This window comes from Microbacterium testaceum (assembly GCF_006539145.1).
In the GTDB taxonomy this organism is placed as follows: domain Bacteria; phylum Actinomycetota; class Actinomycetes; order Actinomycetales; family Microbacteriaceae; genus Microbacterium; species Microbacterium testaceum.
In genome coordinates this window covers 184,051-201,848 of sequence record NZ_BJML01000003.1, presented here as the reverse complement: position 1 = coordinate 201,848, position 17,798 = coordinate 184,051, and the positions used below count along the sequence as shown (strand labels likewise).

The following is a 17,798-nucleotide window of genomic DNA, read 5'->3' as shown; positions in this document are numbered from 1 at the left end:
CTGGGCATCCTACGCCACGGTCCGCGTCCAGCCCCCTGCCGGTTCGCGTGAGGGACGGGTACGATGGAGATCCAACGGTTACCTATTTGATCGGCATCGAAGACACTAGGGCATCGAGACACCTGAGGAGGAGAGATGAACGACGCGACGTCCGCCGACGACGTGGTCAAGGCTCTCAACGACCTCACCGACTCCGGTGTCGCCTCCGAGCGGCACGCGCTGTACTCCCTCGGCATCGGTCCCAACGACGCCAAGGTGCTGCGGTTCCTGCTGCAGCGCTCCCCCGACGACGAACCCGTGACGCCGAGGATCCTGGCGTCGATGCTGGGCATCTCGTCTGCGGCGACCACCGCGCTCATCGACAGACTCGCCGACGCCGGATGGGTCGAACGAGAGCCGTACCCGGGCGATCGCCGATCCATCGTGGTTCGTGAGACGATCAGCGCCGATTCGCCCGCACGACGCATCCTCTCGGTGCGAAGCGTCTCGGCCGCCGCGGCGGCTCAGCGCCTCGGTCCCGCGGAGCGACGCATCGTCGCCGACTTCCTCGACGACATCGCCCGCGGAGAACAGCAGGACATCGACGCGATCTCCGCAGACGCAGAGACGTCCCACACGTCCTGACGAGCAGGCGGTGGGACGCCTCGAGGGTCACTCGGTTGCGCGACCGGTCTCGTTCTGGAGGCGGTCGATCTGCTCCGAGGCCTCCGCCTTGGTCAGGTCGGCAGGGATCTCCTCGCCTGCCTCGCGCGCGAGCGTGTCGAGGTAACTGCGCTGCGGGGCGGTCATCGGCTCGTCACCGGTCACCCAGTCGGACGGATCCTTTTCGGCGGGGTTGTCGCCTTCGCGGACGGCACCCAAGGTCTCTTCTTCACGGGAGGTATCGCTCATGCTCGAAGGCTAAGCGGAGCCTGCGACACCGGCACCGGGATTGACAGGTCGTCCAGGCACGTACGGCATCCTGGGTCGATGCCCGAAACTTCGCGTCCCGCCGACGTCGACGTTGAGACGTATCGACAAGGCTCCTCCCGCACGCGCGTGACGCGCGTGTCGACGAACGCGGGCACCGGGCGGTCTTTCGTGCTCATCGCCGGCATCGGCGTCGCCTCGACGTACTTCGAGTTCCTCGCGCCCCTGCTCGCCGAGGAGGGCGAGGTGTACGCCCTCGATCTTCCGGGATTCGGCGGGGTGCCGGCATCCGGGCAGTCCCCCACCGCCGCCTTCTTCGCCGACCAGGTCGAAGGGGTGCTCGACCACTACCGACTCGACGATCCCGTGCTGATCGGGCACTCGATGGGGACGCAGGTGGTCACCGAGGTGCTGGCTCGGCGGCCCGGCCTCTCGCACGCGGTGCTGGTGAGCCCGGTCGTCGACGAGGCCGAGTCCACGGCTCTCGTACAGGGCGTCCGATTCGTCCAGTCGACCGCGCGGGAATCGATCCACATCGCGCTGCTCGCGGTGTCGGCCTACCTGCTGTGCGGGTTCCTCTATTTCTTCGAGGCGCTACCGCACATGCTGCGCTATCGCATCTCGGACCGCATCGGCGAGGGACGAGCGACGCTACTGCTCATCCGAGGCGAATACGACCGCCCCTCTCCCCGCCGCCTGCACTCGCGCCTCGTCGCCCGCGCCCGCACGGCTCGGCGATGGGAGATCGAGGGCGCCGCACACTGCGTCGTCAACAGTCACGCCGTCGGGGTCGCTCGCCTCGTGCGGCAGCACGTCGACGACGAACTCGCACCGAAGGGACGGATGCCGGCGGCCGAGGCCGCGGTACCCCCCGCCGCGCACGCCGACCTGAGTATGGTGCTGGGGGCCATCGCCAGTCGCCTTGCGGAGTGGATCAGCGCCGCCCGCCACGACGAAGACGGTGTCGAGCGCGCGAAGGCTCGCCACGCGCGCGTTCTGTGGGACGCGTATCGCCCCGGACGCTGAGCCCTAACCCGGCGACCCCGTGGGGGCAACCCCCGCGACGGCCCGGTCGGCGACGCCGAGCATGGGATGGTGTCGACTCGCCCGCGCGCCCCCCGCCCATGATCGCCCCCGCCGCCCTGGATCCTCGGCGATGGTGGTCCGACGCGATCACCGCCGACCGACTGCTGCTCGCGGCCAAGACCGCCGCAGCTGCAGCCCTGGCCTGGTATCTCGCCCCTCTCGTCCCCCTCGCGCAGAGCGAATACTCGTACTACGCACCGCTCGGCGTGCTCGTGAGCATGTACCCCACCGTCGCGCGCTCCGCCTCGAGCGGTGCGCAGGCCGTGGTCGGTCTCGCGCTCGGAATCGGCCTGGGTCTCGTCAGCCTCGCCGTCGTGGCTACGGGCCTGCCCCGCATCGTCGCCGTGGCGGCCGTCATCCTGATCGGCGTACTGCTCGCGGGCGTGCGCGCCCTCGGCGTCGGGCGGGACTGGGTGGCGATCGCGGGGCTGTTCGTGCTGCTGCTGGGCGGCGCCGACCCCGACGGGTACTCGGTGTCGTACCTCGTGACGATGGCCTTCGGCGTCGTGGTGGGGGTCGTGGTGAACCTGCTGGTCGTGCCACCGCTGCGGGTGGAGAAGGCCGATGGTCGGCTGAGTCAGCTCCGCGACGCCCTGGGCCAGGCGCTGCGGGCCATGTCGTCGTCGATCGCGGGTCGCGCCTTCGACCCGGAGGCCGCCGACCGGGCGACCGCAGCCCTCGAGGGCACCCTCGTCGAGGTCCGCGAAGAGGTCGACCTCGCCGACGAGAGCCGCCGCTACAACCCGCGCGGCCGCCGCGCGAAGACTCCGCGCGACCTCGGTCGGCGCCGTCTGGACGCCCTGACCGGCACGGCGGACGCGACCAGAGAACTGGCCGCTGCGTTGGCGCGACTCACCGCCGGCCCCGACGTCGACGCCCGCCTGCCTGCCGAGGCGCGACGCCTCCTCGCCGACGCGATCGACGCGGTCTCGCGACTGGTCACGACGCCCCCCGAGCCCGTGGCCACCACCGATCAGCTGCGCGAGGCGGAAGAGTCCCTGACCCGCTACACCGGGAGCCTGCGGTCACTCGACGCGCACGAGGAGCCCCTCGACGCGTGGGAGGCCGCGGTGAGCCTGCGCCGCGTGATCGCCGCGTGCGGACCGTTCTCGGACCCGGATGCCGACACGGCGGCGCGATGAAGGTGTCGGGGCCGTAGCGCCTCAGCCCGGCCGTCCGCCCACCGCGTCGAGAGCGCGATCCAGAGCCGCCGCCGTCGCATACCGCGCAGCGGCCGGAACCGCGGCGAGGAATCCGCCGACGAACGTGTCGCCCAGGCCGATCGTCGTGGGGTCGGCGGTATCGATGAGATACGCGGGCACGCCGACCGCCCGACCGCTTCGTCGGAGCGCAGCGACGACCGCGGTTCCCCCGGGGTGGCGACCGAGACCCGCCGTGACGTCGAGGTCGGCGGCGGTGCACGCGTCGCCGAGCCGGTAGCGCGTCGCGGCGGTGCGCACGGCGCTCTCGAGTCCAGCCGCGTGCCGGGCGGCCGAGGGACCGACGGCGAGCGCCCAGTACTTCGTGTGCACGATCAGCGCCCGCGCCGGGATGAGGTGGTGCGCCTCGGCGAGCGCCGCCCCGACGTCGTCGGGCGAGAGCAGGTCGACGGACCGCCCCAGGTACTCCTGGAGTTCGTCTTCGTTCATGCCGTACACGTCGACGCGCTCGAGCAGACGCCTGCGTACGTGCGCCGAGAACTCACGGCGGTAGAAGCCCGCGTCCTCGTAGTAGACGAGAGCGTCGGCGGGAAGGCGCTGCATGGCCGCGGCCAGGTCGTCGAGCCGGGCCTCGAGCAGGTCGGCATCCTGCATCGTGTTGAAGCCCGAGACGAGGAACGCCGCAGCCCCCTCGAGAGCGTCGCCGAGTCCGTCGGCGATCGCCATCTCGCGGTTGGGCGAGTCGTTGGCGAAGATGAGTCGGTTGGATGCCGGAGCGGTCACCGCCCCGTCGACGACCCGCACGGTCGCACCCTCGGGGTACTGCACGATCAGGTGCGGGTCGAGGGTGTCGCGGGTCGCCGACGAGACGATCCTCATCGACGCCGGGAGGAGCCGCCGAACGGTGTCGTCGATGCTGACGAGGTGCTGCACCGTGGGAACGCCGATGCGGTCGAGGGCGATCCCCGCCCGCACCCCCGTGCCGCCCAGGGTGACGGCCTTGTCGAAGTGCGCGGCGAAGCGTTCCACGATGTCCGAGGTCAGCACGAAGCGCTCGCCTCCCCCACCCGTGGCGAGGAAGGCGAGCACCGTCACGACGAGCGCGCGCTCGTCGATGATGGGCGTCGTGGTGGTCAACTCGTCGAGACGGATGCCGTGCTCCGCGGCCAGGGCCGCGAGCACCGCGGCATCCCACCGGATCTCGTAGTCGACGGTCCCGCCGAGTCCGAGGACGAGGTCTTGCCCCATGACGCTGGTCTCCGTTCCGCTCAGTACAGGTCGGCCTTGCCGGCTGCGCCGAACAGGTCGATCTTCTCGGCGGCCGTGACCTTCATCGCCGCGATGCACTCGGGCTGGATCGCATTGGGCTCGCGCAGACGACGGTCGGTGCCGAGCACCTCGCGCATGCGGTCGTGGTAGGCCACCTTGATGTCACTCGAGATGTTGATCTTGTTCACGCCCAGCTCGACCGCGCGGCTCAGCTCGCCGTCGGGGTTGCTCGACCCGCCGTGCAGCACGAGCGGGATGCCGACCGCCGCCTTGATCTGCTCGAGCAGGTCGTGGCGGAGCTCGGGGTTCTTCTCGGCGGGGTAGAGCCCGTGCGAGGTGCCGATGGCGATGGCGAGGCTGTCGACCCCGGTCTGCTCGACGAAGCGCACGGCGTCGTCGACGTTGGTGTAGATGATCTCGGCCGCGCCCGACTCTCCGTAGCTGTCGTTCGCGCCGATGGTGCCGAGCTCGCCCTCGACCTGCACGCCGACCGCGTGAGCGGCCTCGACGACCTTCCGCGTCAGGGCGACGTTCTGCTCGAAGGGCTCGAGCGAGGCGTCGATCATGACCGAGGTGAAGCCGGCCTGGATCGCCTGGACGATCTGCTCGTACGTTCCGCCGTGGTCCCAGTGGATGGCGACGGGAACGCTCGAGCGGTGCGCGCGGGCGTGCATCGCGGGGAGGAGGTCGGTGGTGATGTGCGAGACCTCGTCGGGGTGGATCGCGATGATGACCGGAGCGTTCTTCTCCTCGCTGATGTCCATGATCCCGGTGAACATCGCCCAATCGCTGATGTTGAAAGCCGGGATGGCGAAACGGTGGGCGTTCGCCACGTCGAGGATGGACTTGCCGGTGTAGAGCACGGATTTCTCCTTGTTCGGGGTTGGGTGTGCGGGAGTCAGCTCTTCACCGAGCCGGCCGTGAGGCCGCTGATGAAGAAGCGTTGGAAGAAGAGGAAGAGCAGCAGCACCGGGATCGAGCCGAGGATGCTCATCGCCATGATCTGGTTCCACTCGTAGGAGTGCTGGCCCATGAGCAGCTGGATGCCGATCGGCACGGTGCGCATGTCGATGGTGCGCGTGAGGGTGAGGGCGAAGAGGAACTCGTTCCACGCGATCATGAACGTGTAGATGCCCACCGAGACGATCCCGGGGATGGAGATGGGCACGAGCACCCGCCACAGGGCGGTGAAGGAGCCGGCGCCGTCGACCCGGACGGCCTCGTCGAGTTCCTTCGGCAGGGTGTTGAAGTACCCGGTCATCATGATGATCGCGTAGGGCAGCGTGAACACCATGTACGTGAAGATGAGGCCCGGATAGGTGTTGTAGAGGCCGAGCCCCACCATCAGACCGAAGTACGGGATCAGCAGCGTGATCGGCGGGACCGCCTGGACGCTGACGATGATGACGTTGACGACGCGCTTGCCGCGGAACTCGAATCGACTGAAGGCGTACGCCGCCTGGATCGCGACGAGCAGCGTCAGGATCGTCACGGCCCCCGCCACGACATAGCTGTTGATGAAGAAGCGCACCGTCTCGGGATTGGTGAAGATCGAGATGTACGCGTCGAACGAGAAGGTGTCGGTGATGAGGCGCGGGGGGAGCTCGAAGATCTGCGTGTTCGACTTGAACGAACTCGAGAGCATCCACAGCACGGGACCGGCGGCGAAGACCGCGCCGATCAACAGGCCGATGAGCACGCCGGTCTTGGCGAGCCGGCGGCGCGCGATCGCGCTGGTGGCGCGCGGGCGTGCGGTCGTGGTCGAGGCCATGGTCAGTCCCTCGCCTTCTGGTGGCGGACGTAGAGCACCGCGATGATCATCGACATCGCCAGGACCAGCACCGCCGAGGTGGAGGCCATCGAGAAGTCGTACTTCGCGAATGCGAGCTTGTAGGTGAAGGTGCTGAGCATCTCGGTGACGTCGATGGGACCGCCGCCCGTGGTCAGCCAGATGAGGGCGAACTGCTGCGAGGTCCAGATGAGGTCGAGCAGCAGCAGGCTCACGATGATGGGACGCAGCTGAGGGACGGTGACGTTCCAGAAGCGCTGCACGGGGCTGGCACCGTCAACGGTCGCGGCCTCGTAGAGGTCGCTCGGGATCCCCTGGAGACCGGCGAGCAGGCTCACCATGAAGAACGGGTAGCCGGCCCAGATATTGATGAAGGTGACCGTCCCCAGCGCCAGTTGCGGCGAGGCGAGCCACTCGATGTTCGTGTTGAGGAGGAAGTTGACGATGCCGTTCGGGGCGAGCAGCATGCGCCACAGCACGGCGATGACGGCGACCGTGAACAGCCACGGGAGCACGTAGAGCCCGCGGAAGATGGCCCGGGGGACCGCACCGATGAGCCGGCTGTTGAGCAGGAGGGCGAATGAGAGTCCGAGCACGAGGTGCGCGGCGACGCTCGTGAGGGTGAAGAAGAGGGTGTTGCCCGTCGCTTTCCAGAAGCCCGAATCGGTGAGGATCGCGACGTAGTTGTCGAGGCCCACGACCTCGGGGCTCTTGTTGAGGATGACGTTGTCCTGGAACGAGTACCCGATCACCATGACGATCGGGACGATCATCAGGACGAAGAGCAGGATCAGCGTCGGAGACAGGAACGCGTAGGCCTCGCCGGCCTTGCGCAGCTGCCGGGTGCGGCGGGAGGCGGGTCGTCCGGTGACGATCACCTCGGTATCGGGGGGTGTGAGAGTGCGCATGGTCATGATGTGCGGCTTTCGCTGAGCGGGATGCCGCACCGCGAGCGGTGGCGGTGCGGCATCCCGGTGCGGGGTCGGATCAGAACTCCGACGTCCATTCGTCCTGCGTCTTCGTGAGCGCGTCGCTCATCGACTGCTGGCCGTCGAGGGCCGACTGGAGCTGGGTGCCGAACTGGCGCATGAGCTCCTCGGCGACGGGGAGACCCGTGAACTCGTTCGCCGGGTAGCCCTTCTTGTAGATGTCGAACGCCGTCTTGAACAGCTCGTCGTCCGCGACGAATGTCGGCACGCTCTCGGTGTTGCCGGGGAACGCCTTCGCCATCGTCGACAGCTCGCTGTTGACGTCTTTGCCCATGAGGAACTGCACGAGTTTGAAGGCCGCGTCCTTGTGCTGAGAGTTCTCGGCCACACCGATGCCCCACGAGGCGTAGGGGATGCCGCGCTCACCGGTGAACCCGTCCTTCGCGGGGATCGCCGAGATCGAGAATTTCAGGTCGGGGTTCGACTGGCGGATCAGGTTGATGTGCGCGAGCGAGTCGATCATCATGCCGACGCGTCCGTTGGTGAACTCCTCGACCTTGTCCTGCTCCTTCATGGTGAAGGAGCCGGGGGCGATCACGCCGTCCTTCCAGAGCTGCTGGATGTAGTCGGTGGCCGAGGCGACGTCCGTGTTGGTCAGATCGGGCTGGCCGTCCTTCAGCATCGAACCGCCCGAGGCCCACACCCACGACATGACGTCGTTCTGCACGCCGTTGGGAGCCTCGAGCGAGAGCGGGAGCACCCAACCCGACACGTCTCCGCCGAGCGCCGTGATCTTCTTGGCCGCATCGGCGAACTCCGTGCGGGTCGAGGGCGGAGAGCTGACCCCGGCCTGCGAGAGGAGCCCGTCGTTGGTGAACATGGGGTAGACGAAATTGACCACGGGGATCATGTAGGTGCTGCCGTCGACCTTGATCTGGCTGGCGAGCTGGCTGTCGTCGTAGCCGGAGTCGCTCATCAGCTTCGACAGGTCGGCGATCACGCCCTGCTTGGCGAAGTCGCTGACCCACGCTCCGTCCAGACCGACGACGTCGGGCATGGTGCCGGAGGCCGCCCCGGCGAAGAGCTGCTCCTTGGTGGAGGCGTAGGGGCCGCTCACCAGATCGACCGTGATGCCGGGATTCTCCTTCTCGAACTCGTCCATGAGCCCGCGGAACTGTCCGTCGCCGAGTTCGGGCTCCCACCATTGGGCGAACTCGATCGTGACGTTCCCGTCGGAGGACGTGCCCGAGCTGTTCGACGAGCACCCCGCCATCGCCAGGAGGGTCGTGGCCGCTGCTGCGACACCGACGAGCTTGATGGCGTTCCGACGCCGGCGCCCGCTGTTGTCCATCGTTTCTCCTCGTTGAGATCTGCCGCATTTCGCGCTGTTCTGCGCTTTCTTGCGTCTTTCAGCATGAGTATGCGCTCATATGCCGGGGTTCGCAAGGCGTCGATGCAGATTCGTGATAAATGGCGCACGATTCGGCGGGAATCGCTGCATAGAGGACGGCATTCATGCTGTTCTCTGCCGTTTTTGCACAGATTCTGCGGAACGGTGTGCGGCGCTGTGCTAGAGATGACGGCATGGACGCATCCCCCGCCACGGTCAAGCGACGCCTCCCGGCGGGCCGCAAGGCCGAGCTCGCCGCCTACGTCGCCGAGTCGGGCCAGGTGACCGTCGTCGACCTCGCCTCGCATTTCGGCGTCTCGATCGACACGGTCCGCCGCGACCTCGATCAGTTGGATCGCGAAGGGATCGTCGTGCGCACCCACGGCGGTGCCGTGAGCGCGATGTCGGTCCCCGGCCGCGACCGCGGCCTCGACGTGCGCCTGCAGATGCAGATCTCCGAGAAAGAGCGCATCGCAGCGCTCGCGGTCGAGCTCATCGAAGACGGATCCGTGCTCATGCTCAACGCCGGCACCACGACGCTGGCGGTCGCCCGAGCCCTGCGCAATCACCGGAACCTCACGATCGCGACGAACAACCTGCGCATCCCCGCCGAGATCTCTCCCAGCGTCTTCCGCGATCTGTACATCTTCGGCGGCGCGGTCCGCACCATCACCCAGGCCACGACCGGCCCGGTGACCCTGGCGATGAACTCGCACACCCCCGAGGTCGACATCCGCTGCGACTACGCCCTCATCGCGGTCGGCGCGGTCGACGGCTCCGGCTTCTCGACCAGCAACCTCGGCGACGCGACCATGATGAGCGAGATGATCCAGCGCGCGGATCGCACCGCGATCCTGGCCGACTCCTCGAAGCTCGACCGACGCTTGTTCGCCCAGGTGGGCCCCCTCGAGAAGGCCGACTACCTCATCACCGACGCCGAGCCGTCACCCGAGCTGTCCGCCGCCCTCGCCGAAGCCGGCGTGACCGTCGTCACCCCCTGATCAGCGCGCTCACATGCGGGCGTACCGGGCCCGGGCGAAGCAGAAGAGCCCGTACACGACGAGCCCCGCGCCCACGAGCCACAGGACGACCTGCCCGAACGGCAGGCTCGCGAGCGAGCGCAGCGCCGAGTCGATACCGCCGGCCGCGTTCGGATCGTGCGAGAAGGCCGCGACGATGAAGAGGATCCCGGCGACGCCCACCGCGATCCCCTTGGCGACGTAACCGATCATCCCGAAGGTCCGGATGCCACGCCCCGCCGTCCCGCCCGGGCTCGACAGGTTCTTCATGAAGGCCTTCGTGACACCGCGCACGACGAAGGCGACGCCGATCACCGCCACCGCCAGACCGACGACGACCAGGAGCACGATGCCCCCGGGCATGGCGAGAAGCTGCGCGCTGAGAGTGCGCGACGACTGCGAGGAGTCCGAGTGTCCGCCCGAGACGATCGTGAAGCCGGTGACGGCGATCGCCCCGTACGCGACGGCCGTTCCCACGTATTTCGCGCGGTGCGCCCAGCGCGTCTTCTCGTCGGGGTCGCGCTCGGCGACGGCATCTGCGACCTGCCAGACGGCAAGCGCGACGAGCCCGACGACGACGACCCAGAGCAGTACCTTGCCCGCCGGAGCCTCGGCCACCTGTTGCAGGGCTCCACTCTGATCGGCGCTGTCGCCGCCGCTGCCGGTCGCAAGAGACACCGCGATCACCCCGATCAACAGGTGCAGAAGCCCGAGGACCACGTAGCCGACGCGTGCGGCGACACGGAAGGCGGTCGAATCCTGGGCTTTGTCGGCGGCGGCGGAGGCGCTGGTCATCCGGGAACCCTAGCGCTCAGCCGGACGCCGCCACCAGGCGTTGCGCGCGGCGCACACGCCACACCTCCACCAGCGCCCACACGAGGGTGGCCACCGCCACTCCCTCCAGAAAACCCGCTGTCACGTCGCTGAGCCAGTGCGCGTGCAGGTAGGTGCGGCTCCACATCATCAGCAGCACCCAGACGGCGCCTGCCGCCCAGATCCACCCGCGGCGGAGGATCAGCGCGAGTGTCACCGCGATCGTCGTCGCGACGGCGGTGTGGCCCGAGGGGAACGAGGTCGCCTGAGTCTCGGCCAGCGAATCCATCGGTCGGGCTCGTGCGATGACCGCGGCGAGGGGCGCGCCGATGAGCACGACCAGGGCGATGGATGCCGCGACGTTCAGCGCATCCCACGGGCGCTTGACCAGGATGAAGACGACGGCGGTCGTGATGCCGATGACGATCATTCCGATCGTGCCGCCCACGATGGCGGGAATCCACGCGACGATGACCGCGATTGGGTCGGCGAGCGCGGCCATCGCGTCGTCCCACCACTGGTCGAACGCCAGCGGCGCTCCCCCGTCGAGATCGACGGCCAGTCGCAGCGCCACGAAGAGCACGGTCGCGACGACGCCCACGACCAGGGCGACCGGACGGCGCGCGTCGGACCTCGGCCGGTCAGGGAGGATCGCGGGCTCGTCCGTGGTGGCATCCATCCCGGAATCGTCCCAGGTCGGGATTCTCTCGAGCCAGGACTTGCCCTGCGCCCGAATGCGGGTTCGGCGTCAGCGGGGCCGTGCGGAGGCGATCAGCATGTCGAGCCCGAGCTCGAAGGCGCGGGTGGCCACGGGGTCCTCCGGGTCCTCGTCGGCGAGGGTGTCGAAAGCCGCCGAGAAGCGCGGGAACGCCTCCTCCTGGCCCGTGGGGTCGAACACCACGGCGGGCCCCGACATGTCGAGGACGCTGCCGAGGATGAAGGACTCGAAGGCGGTCAGCAGCGGGATGACATCGCGCAGCGTCCACCCGGCGGCCTCGGCGGCCGCCGCGAAGTCCTCGTACTGCGCGAGGAGGACGGGGGCCGACGCGCGCTCCGTCATCAGCAGCGGAACGACACGGGCATGCCGGGCGAAGGCGCGACGGTACGAGCGTCCCCAGGCGCGGAGCGCGTCTTCCCAGGGCAGCTCCCGCAGCGGCTGCGAGTCGATGGGCGCCGACACGAGGGCGCGGACGTCCTCGACCATGGCCGCGCGGTTGGGGACATGGTTGTACAAAGACGCGGGGTTGACCCCGAGGCGTGCGGCGACGCGGCGGATGCTCGCCCCGTCGGGTCCGTGGCGGTCGACCAGGGCGAGGGCGGTTCGCGCGATCAGATCGCGGCTCAGGAGCGGCGTGTGCGGTCTGGCGATGGCGGCCTCCCCGGTCGATGGGAGCCTACGGGCGCGGGCTCCGAGTCCACTCTCGCACACGTAAAACAAACGGTGTATGTTTACCGCCATGACCACCGAGGCCCTCACCGTCGTCGACGCCGACATCGACAGCCTGCGCGCAGCACTCGACGCCGGCGACCTCACCAGCGTCGAGCTCGTGGCCCGCTACCTCAATCGCATCGCGGCCTACGACCGCTCCGGCATCCGCCTCAACAGCGTGCCCGTGCTCGACCCCCGCGCGTTCACCGCCGCACGCGCCTCCGACCTGCGCCGCGCGCGGGGTCGCACGCTCGGGCCCCTCGACGGCATCCCCTTCACCGCGAAGGACAGCTACCGCGTCGAGGGCCTGCCCGTGGCATCCGGGTCCCCCGCCTTCCGCGACCTGATCGCCGGCGACGACGCCTTCGCCATCGAGCGCCTGCGCGAAGCCGGCGCCGTGTTCCTGGGGCTCACGAACATGCCGCCCATGGCCGCCGGTGGCATGCAGCGCGGCGTCTACGGCCGCGCCGAATCGCCCTACAACGGCGACTACCTGGCATCCGCCTTCGGTTCTGGCTCCTCCAACGGATCGGGCACCGCCACCGCGGCCAGCTTCTGCGCGTTCGGGCTCGGCGAAGAGACGTGGTCGTCGGGCCGGGCTCCCGCCTCGCACAACGCCCTCGTGGCATACACGCCCTCGCGCGGCGTGATCTCGGTGCGCGGCAACTGGCCCCTCGTGCCGACGATGGACGTCGTGGTGCCGCACACGAGGTCGGTCGGCGACCTGCAGCACGTCCTCGACGCGGTGGTCGCCGACGACGCCGAGACCGAGGGCGACCTCTGGCGCACGCAGCCGTTCATCGACCTCCCGCTCCCGTCACAGGTGCGCCCCGAGTCGTTCGCCGCGCTCGAGCCGCTGCCGCTCGCGGGTCTGCGTCTCGCCGTGCCGCGCATCTACGTCAACGGCGACCCCGACAACGCCTCGCCCATCGTCACGCGCGACAGCGTGATGGCCTTGTGGAACGACCTGCGCGCCGACCTCGAGGCCGCCGGCGCCGAGGTCGTCGAGACGGACTTCCCCGCGGTCGACCGTTACGAGAAACTGCACGAAGGCGACGAGGACTTCGTCGACCGCGGATTCGTCACGCGCGCCTTCCTCGACGACGAGGTCGGCGATCTGGCGGTCTGGGCGATGGACACGTTCCTCCGCACCAACGGCGACGCGAAGCTGCCCCGTCTCGCCGATGCCGAAGCGGCCCTGATCTTCCCCCACCCGCCCGGAGCCCTTCCCGACCGCTACGGCGTCTGGCACTACGACATCGCGTACGACATCGGCGACTACGTCGCGCGCGCGCAGGAGTGGGAGCCCGACTGGCACGACGTGGCAAGCCTCGAGAACGGCCTCCGCGGGCTCGAGCACACGCGCCGCGTCGACGTCGAGGAGTGGATGGATGCCGAGGGCTTCGATGCCGTCATCTTCCCCACGCAGTCCGACGTCGGCCCCGCCGACGCCGACGTGAATCCCGCCTCGGCGGACCTCGCCTGGCGCAACGGCGTCTGGGTCTCGAACGGCAACCTCGTGCCGCGTCACCTCGGCATCCCCACCGTCACGGTTCCGATGGGCACCATGGCCGACACCCGGATGCCGGTGGGCCTGACCCTCGCCGGTCCCGCCTACAGCGACGCCCGCCTCGTGCAGCTGGCCCAGGCGATCACCGCGCTCGGCGAGCGCCGCACAACGCCCCCGCGCACCCCCGCCCTGCCGGATGAGGCGGTGTTCGCCGAGCCCCGCCCCGCGGCCGAGGGCTCCCTGTCGGTCACCGTCGACGAGGTCGTACACGACGGCGAGCGCGTCACCGTCTCAGCCACCGTCAGCGGAGGCATCGCGGTCGATCACGCCCTCTTCGTGGACGGCGCGCGCGTTCCCGCGCGACTCGAGAACGGCCGGGTGAGCGCCGAGGTCTCCCCCGAGCCGTCCGGCGAGCCCGTGAGCGAATGGGTCGCCCCCTACGGCCCCTTGGTCGTCGTCGTCGTGCGCGATGCCGGTGGGACCGTCGCCGGCGCCGTCGCCACGGTATCCGACTCTCCCCTGTGACACCCGAATCACCCGAGGAAGCCACCGTGACCGAGACCGCTCCGACCCCCGTCTTCGACTACTTCAGCCAGGTCGACCTGCCTACCCCGACGCTCTCCGACGACGAGGTGCGGCGGCTGTTCGCCGACGCGTTCGGCGTCGACATCGACCTGCGGGGACTCGGCAGTCAACAGGACCAGAACTTCCGCGTGTTCCGTCGCGGCTCTTCCGAGCCCCTGGGAGTGCTCAAGCTCAGCAATCCCGTGTTCAGCGAGGCCGAGATCGAGATGCAGGACGCCGCGGCGGCCCTCGTGGCCGAGCGCACCCCTCACCTGCGCATCCCCCGCATCGTCGAGGGACCGCACGGTGCGATGTCGACGTGGTGGGAGTCGAGCCAGGGGCGCATCCACGCGCGGGTGATCGAGAACATCGACGGACGCACGCTCATGGGCTCGGGCTACCTCTCCCCCGCGGTCGTCGAGCGGATGGGCTCCCTCTCGGGGGCCGTGAGCCTCTCGCTCGCCGATTTCACCCACCCCGCGAGCGGCCGGGTGCTGCAATGGGATCTCCGCCACGCCGGGCGCGTCATCGACACCCTCCTCCCCCTCGAACCGGATGCCGAGGTGCGAGACATCGTCCAGCGTGCCGCCGACGCGGCCCGCGCCGCCCTCGCCACCGTGCGGGACGCCCTCCCCGTCCAGGCCGGACACTTCGACGTCACCGACGACAACGTGCTGCGCGCCCCCGGCGAGACGGTGCCCGACGCGGTCATCGACTTCGGAGACGTGTGCGTGTCGTGGCGTGTGGGCGAGATCGCCGTGACCGTCTCGTCGATCCTGCATCACGACGACGCGACGCCCGAGAGCGCCCTGCCCGCCATCCGCGCCTTCGACCGGGTGCGCGACCTCACCGATGACGAGATCACGGCTCTCTGGCCGCTGGTCGTCCTCCGCGGGGCGGTCCTCGTGCTCAGCGGCCGGGCGCAGGTGCGCCTCGACGACGAGAACGCGTACGCCAGCGTCGCACTCGACCGCGAGTTCCGCATCCTCGAGCAGGCGGCATCCGTGCCACTGCCCGTGATCACCGCCGCGACGCGGGCCGCTCTCGGCCGCCCGGCGGCGAACCCCCGGGCGTGGGGTGCCGCCCCTCTGCTGCCCGAGGTACCGTTCGTCGAGCTCGACGCGACGACCGAGTCGCCCCTGAACGACGGCGGCGCCTGGCTCGACGCGGGAACGCTCGACAACGCCGCGCTCGACGCTCTCGATGCGGGAGCGGCGATGGTGACACTTCCGGCCTGGACTGCCCAGCTCACCGGGACGAGCGCCCCCTTCCCCTCGACCGCGGCGTCGCTGCCGACCGGGGTGACCGTGTGGCTCGCCGAGCCGACCCCGCTCGCCCCCGGCGACATCCGCCGCGAGGGGGAGGATCTGGTCTGGACCTCGGCCGACGAGACCGTGACGATCACGGGCGCTGCCGCGGCGGCATCCGGGGTCCTGCCCGCTCGCACCCGGTTGGTCTTGCGCCGCGCGATCGACGGAGCGATCCCGCCCGCGCGCACCACCCCCGCCCTCGCGGCCGCGTGGCGCGAGGTGGCCGGCGATCCCGGGGCCGCGATCGGCGTCCCCGCCGAAACTCCCGTCGACGACGACGTGCTCGCACGCCGCCACGAGGTGCTCGCCGAGGTGCAGGAGCACTACTACGCCGCTCCCCCGCGCATCGAGCGCGGGTGGCGCGAACACCTGATCGACGTGAACGGTCGCGTCTACCTCGACATGGTCAACAACGTCGCCTCGGTCGGCCACGCCCATCCGCGCGTGGTCGAGGCGGGCTCCCGGCAGATGCACCTGCTGAACACGAACTCGCGGTTCCATTACCGAGCGATCACCGACTACGCCGATCGGATCGCCGCGACCCTGCCCGAGGGCTTCGACACCGTGTTCTTCGTCAACTCCGGATCCGAGGCGACCGATCTCGCGATCCGCCTCGCGATGGCGGCGACCGGCCGCCCCGACATCGTCGCGATGCGCGAGGCGTACCACGGCTGGACCTACGCCAGCGATGCCGTATCGACCTCGATCGCCGACAACCCTCATGCGCTGAGCACGCGGCCCGACTGGGTGCACACCGTCGACGCGGCGAACTCCTACCGGGGGAAGCACCGGGGGGCGGATGCCGAGAAGTACGCGCCCGAAGCCGTCGCGGTCATCGACGAGCTCGCGGCATCCGGTCGCCCTCCGGCGGGCATGATCGCCGAGACCTACTTCGGCAACGCCGGCGGGGTGGCCCTGCCCGAGGGATACCTCGGCGCGGTCTACGCCGCGATCCGCCGCCACGGGGGTCTCGCGATCGCCGACGAGGTGCAGGTCGGCTACGGCCGCCTCGGTGAATGGTTCTGGGGCTTCCAGCAGCAGGGAGCCGTGCCCGACATCGTCGCGGTGGCGAAGTCCATCGGCGGCGGCCACCCGCTCGGCGCAGTGGTCACGCGGCGCGAGATCGCCGACCGCTATCGCACCGGCGGGTACTTCTTCTCGTCCACCGGGGGCTCGCCCGTGTCGTCGGTGATCGGCATGGCCGTGCTCGACGTGATCGAGCAGGAGGGTCTGCAAGAGAACGCGCGGGTCGTCGGCGCACACCTCAAGCGACGCCTCGAAGAGCTCGGGAAGAAGCACGACCTCATCGGCACCGTGCACGGCTCGGGACTGTATCTGGGCGTCGAGTTCGTGCGCGACCGCGAGACGCTCGAACCCGCGACCACCGAGACCGCGGCGATCTGCGATCGCTTGCTCGAACTCGGCGTGATCATGCAACCCACCGGCGATCACCAGAACGTGCTGAAGATCAAACCGCCCCTCGTCGTCACGCGCGCCTCGGTCGACGTCTTCGTCGATGCCCTCGATCGCGTCCTCACCACCGGTTACTGACCCACCCGACCCCGGAAGGAGCACGCCATGTGGCGCATGCCCGCAGAATCCGCCCCGCACGAGCGCACCTGGATGGCGTTCCCCCGCGAAGGCATCACCCTCGGAGTGGGCGCGGAATTCCGCGAGCAGGGTTACCGGGCCTGGACCGACGTCGCGCACGCCGTGCAACAGTTCGAGCCGGTGACGATGGTCGTCGACCCCACCGAGATGGCTCGGGCCCGACGCATGCTCTCCGCCGACATCGAGATCGTCGAAGCCCCGCTCGACGAGTTCTGGATGCGCGACGTGGGGCCCACCTTCGTCGTCGACCCCGACCGCCCGGGCGTCCTCGGCGCCGTCGATTGGATCTTCAACGGATGGGGCGCACCCGACTGGGCCGAATGGCAGAAGTCCGCCGGTATCGCCCGCGTCGTCGCCGAGCACGCGGGAGCCGAGCGCGTCGACTCTCTCCTCGTCGCCGAGGGCGGCGGGCTCCACGTCGACGGCACCGGCACGGTCCTTCTCACCGAGACCGTGCAGCTCGACCCCCGTCGCAACCCCTTCGCCGACCGCACCCGCGTCGAGGCCGAAATGGCCCGAACGATCGGAGCGACGGATGCCATCTGGCTCTCGCGCGGCCTGACCCGCGATTACGACGACCTCGGCACCAACGGGCACGTCGACATCGTCGCCACCTTCGCCTCGCCCGAGCACGTCCTCATCCACGAGCAGACGGACGCCTCCCACCCCGACTTCGAGGTGTCGCGCCTCGTACGGAGCGAGCTCGAGACCGCGTTCGCCGAGCGGGGCCGCAGCGTCGCCATCACCGGCATCCCCGCTCCTTCCGCTCTGCGTGATGACGAGGGGTGGCTCGACTGGAGTTACATCAACCACCTCGTCACCAACGACGGGGTCGTGTTGTGCGGCTTCGGCGACGACGCAGCCGACGCGCGGGCGCGCGAGATCATCGCCCAGGCCTACCCGGGTCGTCGCGTGATCACGGTCGACTCGCGCCCCATCTTCGACCGCGGGGGCGGCATCCACTGCATCACGCAGCAGCAGCCGCGGGTGTGATCCGCCCGAGCGCGCGT

The 17,798-nt window shown here is 69.5% G+C and carries 15 protein-coding genes and 1 pseudogene; 7 read left to right on the top strand and 9 right to left on the bottom strand.

Features of this window, described 5'->3' with window-relative positions; translation table 11 throughout:
• Positions 1–135: 135 nt before the first annotated feature.
• On the top strand, positions 136–624 hold the full coding sequence (locus MTE01_RS07250) for a MarR family winged helix-turn-helix transcriptional regulator (protein WP_103206831.1): 489 nt from the start codon (positions 136–138) through the stop codon (positions 622–624).
• A 27-nt stretch (positions 625–651) separates the two neighbouring features.
• On the opposite strand, the gene MTE01_RS07245 is transcribed toward MTE01_RS07250, so the two are convergent.
• Entirely contained in the window at positions 652–891 is a 240-nt protein-coding gene (locus MTE01_RS07245; RefSeq protein ID WP_115915964.1) for a DUF3072 domain-containing protein, read from the bottom strand.
• A 78-nt stretch (positions 892–969) separates the two neighbouring features.
• Between MTE01_RS07245 and MTE01_RS07240 the strand changes: the two genes are divergently transcribed.
• Both MTE01_RS07240 and MTE01_RS07235 read left to right on the top strand, forming a co-directional pair.
• The gene (locus tag MTE01_RS07240) at positions 970–1,935 is read left to right on the top strand and encodes an alpha/beta fold hydrolase (protein WP_141376573.1); all 966 of its coding nucleotides are present in this window, start codon (positions 970–972) and stop codon (positions 1,933–1,935) included.
• A gap of 98 nt (positions 1,936–2,033) precedes the next feature.
• Complete coding sequence (locus tag MTE01_RS07235; RefSeq protein WP_116238705.1) at positions 2,034–3,137, top strand: FUSC family protein; 1,104 nt, start codon at positions 2,034–2,036, stop codon at positions 3,135–3,137.
• 21 nt (positions 3,138–3,158) lie between these two features.
• Here MTE01_RS07235 and MTE01_RS07230 read toward each other — a convergent pair whose 3' ends face one another.
• From MTE01_RS07230 to MTE01_RS07210, 5 genes are all read right to left on the bottom strand, one after another.
• Positions 3,159–4,403 (bottom strand): ADP-dependent glucokinase/phosphofructokinase, encoded by a 1,245-nt coding sequence (locus MTE01_RS07230; protein ID WP_141376571.1) that lies wholly within the window; start codon positions 4,401–4,403, stop codon positions 3,159–3,161.
• A 20-nt stretch (positions 4,404–4,423) separates the two neighbouring features.
• The gene (locus MTE01_RS07225; protein WP_103206836.1) at positions 4,424–5,287 is read right to left on the bottom strand and encodes a ketose-bisphosphate aldolase; all 864 of its coding nucleotides are present in this window, start codon (positions 5,285–5,287) and stop codon (positions 4,424–4,426) included.
• A 35-nt stretch (positions 5,288–5,322) separates the two neighbouring features.
• The gene (locus tag MTE01_RS07220; RefSeq protein WP_116238707.1) at positions 5,323–6,195 is read right to left on the bottom strand and encodes a carbohydrate ABC transporter permease; all 873 of its coding nucleotides are present in this window, start codon (positions 6,193–6,195) and stop codon (positions 5,323–5,325) included.
• A 2-nt stretch (positions 6,196–6,197) separates the two neighbouring features.
• Positions 6,198–7,127 carry a carbohydrate ABC transporter permease gene (locus MTE01_RS07215; RefSeq protein ID WP_103206838.1) on the bottom strand — a complete coding sequence of 310 codons (930 nt, stop codon included), beginning with the start codon at positions 7,125–7,127 and terminating at the stop codon, positions 6,198–6,200.
• A gap of 73 nt (positions 7,128–7,200) precedes the next feature.
• Complete coding sequence (locus MTE01_RS07210; RefSeq protein ID WP_141376569.1) at positions 7,201–8,493, bottom strand: ABC transporter substrate-binding protein; 1,293 nt, start codon at positions 8,491–8,493, stop codon at positions 7,201–7,203.
• Positions 8,494–8,726: 233 nt separating this feature from the next.
• Between MTE01_RS07210 and MTE01_RS07205 the strand changes: the two genes are divergently transcribed.
• Positions 8,727–9,533 (top strand): DeoR/GlpR family DNA-binding transcription regulator, encoded by an 807-nt coding sequence (locus tag MTE01_RS07205; protein WP_103206840.1) that lies wholly within the window; start codon positions 8,727–8,729, stop codon positions 9,531–9,533.
• 9 nt (positions 9,534–9,542) lie between these two features.
• On the opposite strand, the gene MTE01_RS07200 is transcribed toward MTE01_RS07205, so the two are convergent.
• The 3 genes from MTE01_RS07200 to MTE01_RS07190 form a co-directional block, all read right to left on the bottom strand.
• The gene (locus tag MTE01_RS07200; RefSeq protein WP_116238708.1) at positions 9,543–10,346 is read right to left on the bottom strand and encodes a DUF1206 domain-containing protein; all 804 of its coding nucleotides are present in this window, start codon (positions 10,344–10,346) and stop codon (positions 9,543–9,545) included.
• Positions 10,347–10,362: 16 nt separating this feature from the next.
• Positions 10,363–11,043 (bottom strand): phosphatase PAP2 family protein, encoded by a 681-nt coding sequence (locus MTE01_RS07195; RefSeq protein WP_141376567.1) that lies wholly within the window; start codon positions 11,041–11,043, stop codon positions 10,363–10,365.
• A 69-nt stretch (positions 11,044–11,112) separates the two neighbouring features.
• Positions 11,113–11,793 (bottom strand): TetR/AcrR family transcriptional regulator, encoded by a 681-nt coding sequence (locus tag MTE01_RS07190; RefSeq protein WP_170210643.1) that lies wholly within the window; start codon positions 11,791–11,793, stop codon positions 11,113–11,115.
• A gap of 28 nt (positions 11,794–11,821) precedes the next feature.
• Between MTE01_RS07190 and MTE01_RS07185 the strand changes: the two are divergent.
• From MTE01_RS07185 to MTE01_RS07175, 3 genes and pseudogenes are all read left to right on the top strand, one after another.
• A pseudogene (locus MTE01_RS07185) lies at positions 11,822–13,495 on the top strand (amidase); the annotation flags it as partial.
• Positions 13,496–13,854: 359 nt separating this feature from the next.
• Positions 13,855–16,728 (top strand): aminotransferase, encoded by a 2,874-nt coding sequence (locus MTE01_RS07180; RefSeq protein ID WP_246078055.1) that lies wholly within the window; start codon positions 13,855–13,857, stop codon positions 16,726–16,728.
• Between the two features lie 27 nt (positions 16,729–16,755).
• The gene (locus tag MTE01_RS07175; RefSeq protein WP_246078053.1) at positions 16,756–17,781 is read left to right on the top strand and encodes an agmatine deiminase family protein; all 1,026 of its coding nucleotides are present in this window, start codon (positions 16,756–16,758) and stop codon (positions 17,779–17,781) included.
• Positions 17,782–17,798 lie beyond the last annotated feature (17 nt).

Bases quoted from the DNA above. Each gene is read 5' to 3' on its own strand.
- MTE01_RS07215 (WP_103206838.1), bottom strand. From the start codon at position 7,127: ATGACCATGCGCACTCTCACACCCCCCGATACCGAGGTGATCGTCACC.
- MTE01_RS07230 (WP_141376571.1), bottom strand. From the start codon at position 4,403: ATGGGGCAAGACCTCGTCCTCGGACTCGGCGGGACCGTCGACTACGAG.
- MTE01_RS07235 (WP_116238705.1), top strand. From the start codon at position 2,034: ATGATCGCCCCCGCCGCCCTGGATCCTCGGCGATGGTGGTCCGACGCG.
- MTE01_RS07220 (WP_116238707.1), bottom strand. From the start codon at position 6,195: ATGGCCTCGACCACGACCGCACGCCCGCGCGCCACCAGCGCGATCGCG.
- MTE01_RS07175 (WP_246078053.1), top strand. From the start codon at position 16,756: ATGTGGCGCATGCCCGCAGAATCCGCCCCGCACGAGCGCACCTGGATG.
- MTE01_RS07245 (WP_115915964.1), bottom strand. From the start codon at position 891: ATGAGCGATACCTCCCGTGAAGAAGAGACCTTGGGTGCCGTCCGCGAA.
- MTE01_RS07200 (WP_116238708.1), bottom strand. From the start codon at position 10,346: ATGACCAGCGCCTCCGCCGCCGCCGACAAAGCCCAGGATTCGACCGCC.
- MTE01_RS07250 (WP_103206831.1), top strand. From the start codon at position 136: ATGAACGACGCGACGTCCGCCGACGACGTGGTCAAGGCTCTCAACGAC.
- MTE01_RS07205 (WP_103206840.1), top strand. From the start codon at position 8,727: ATGGACGCATCCCCCGCCACGGTCAAGCGACGCCTCCCGGCGGGCCGC.
- MTE01_RS07210 (WP_141376569.1), bottom strand. From the start codon at position 8,493: ATGGACAACAGCGGGCGCCGGCGTCGGAACGCCATCAAGCTCGTCGGT.
- MTE01_RS07195 (WP_141376567.1), bottom strand. From the start codon at position 11,043: ATGGATGCCACCACGGACGAGCCCGCGATCCTCCCTGACCGGCCGAGG.
- MTE01_RS07240 (WP_141376573.1), top strand. From the start codon at position 970: ATGCCCGAAACTTCGCGTCCCGCCGACGTCGACGTTGAGACGTATCGA.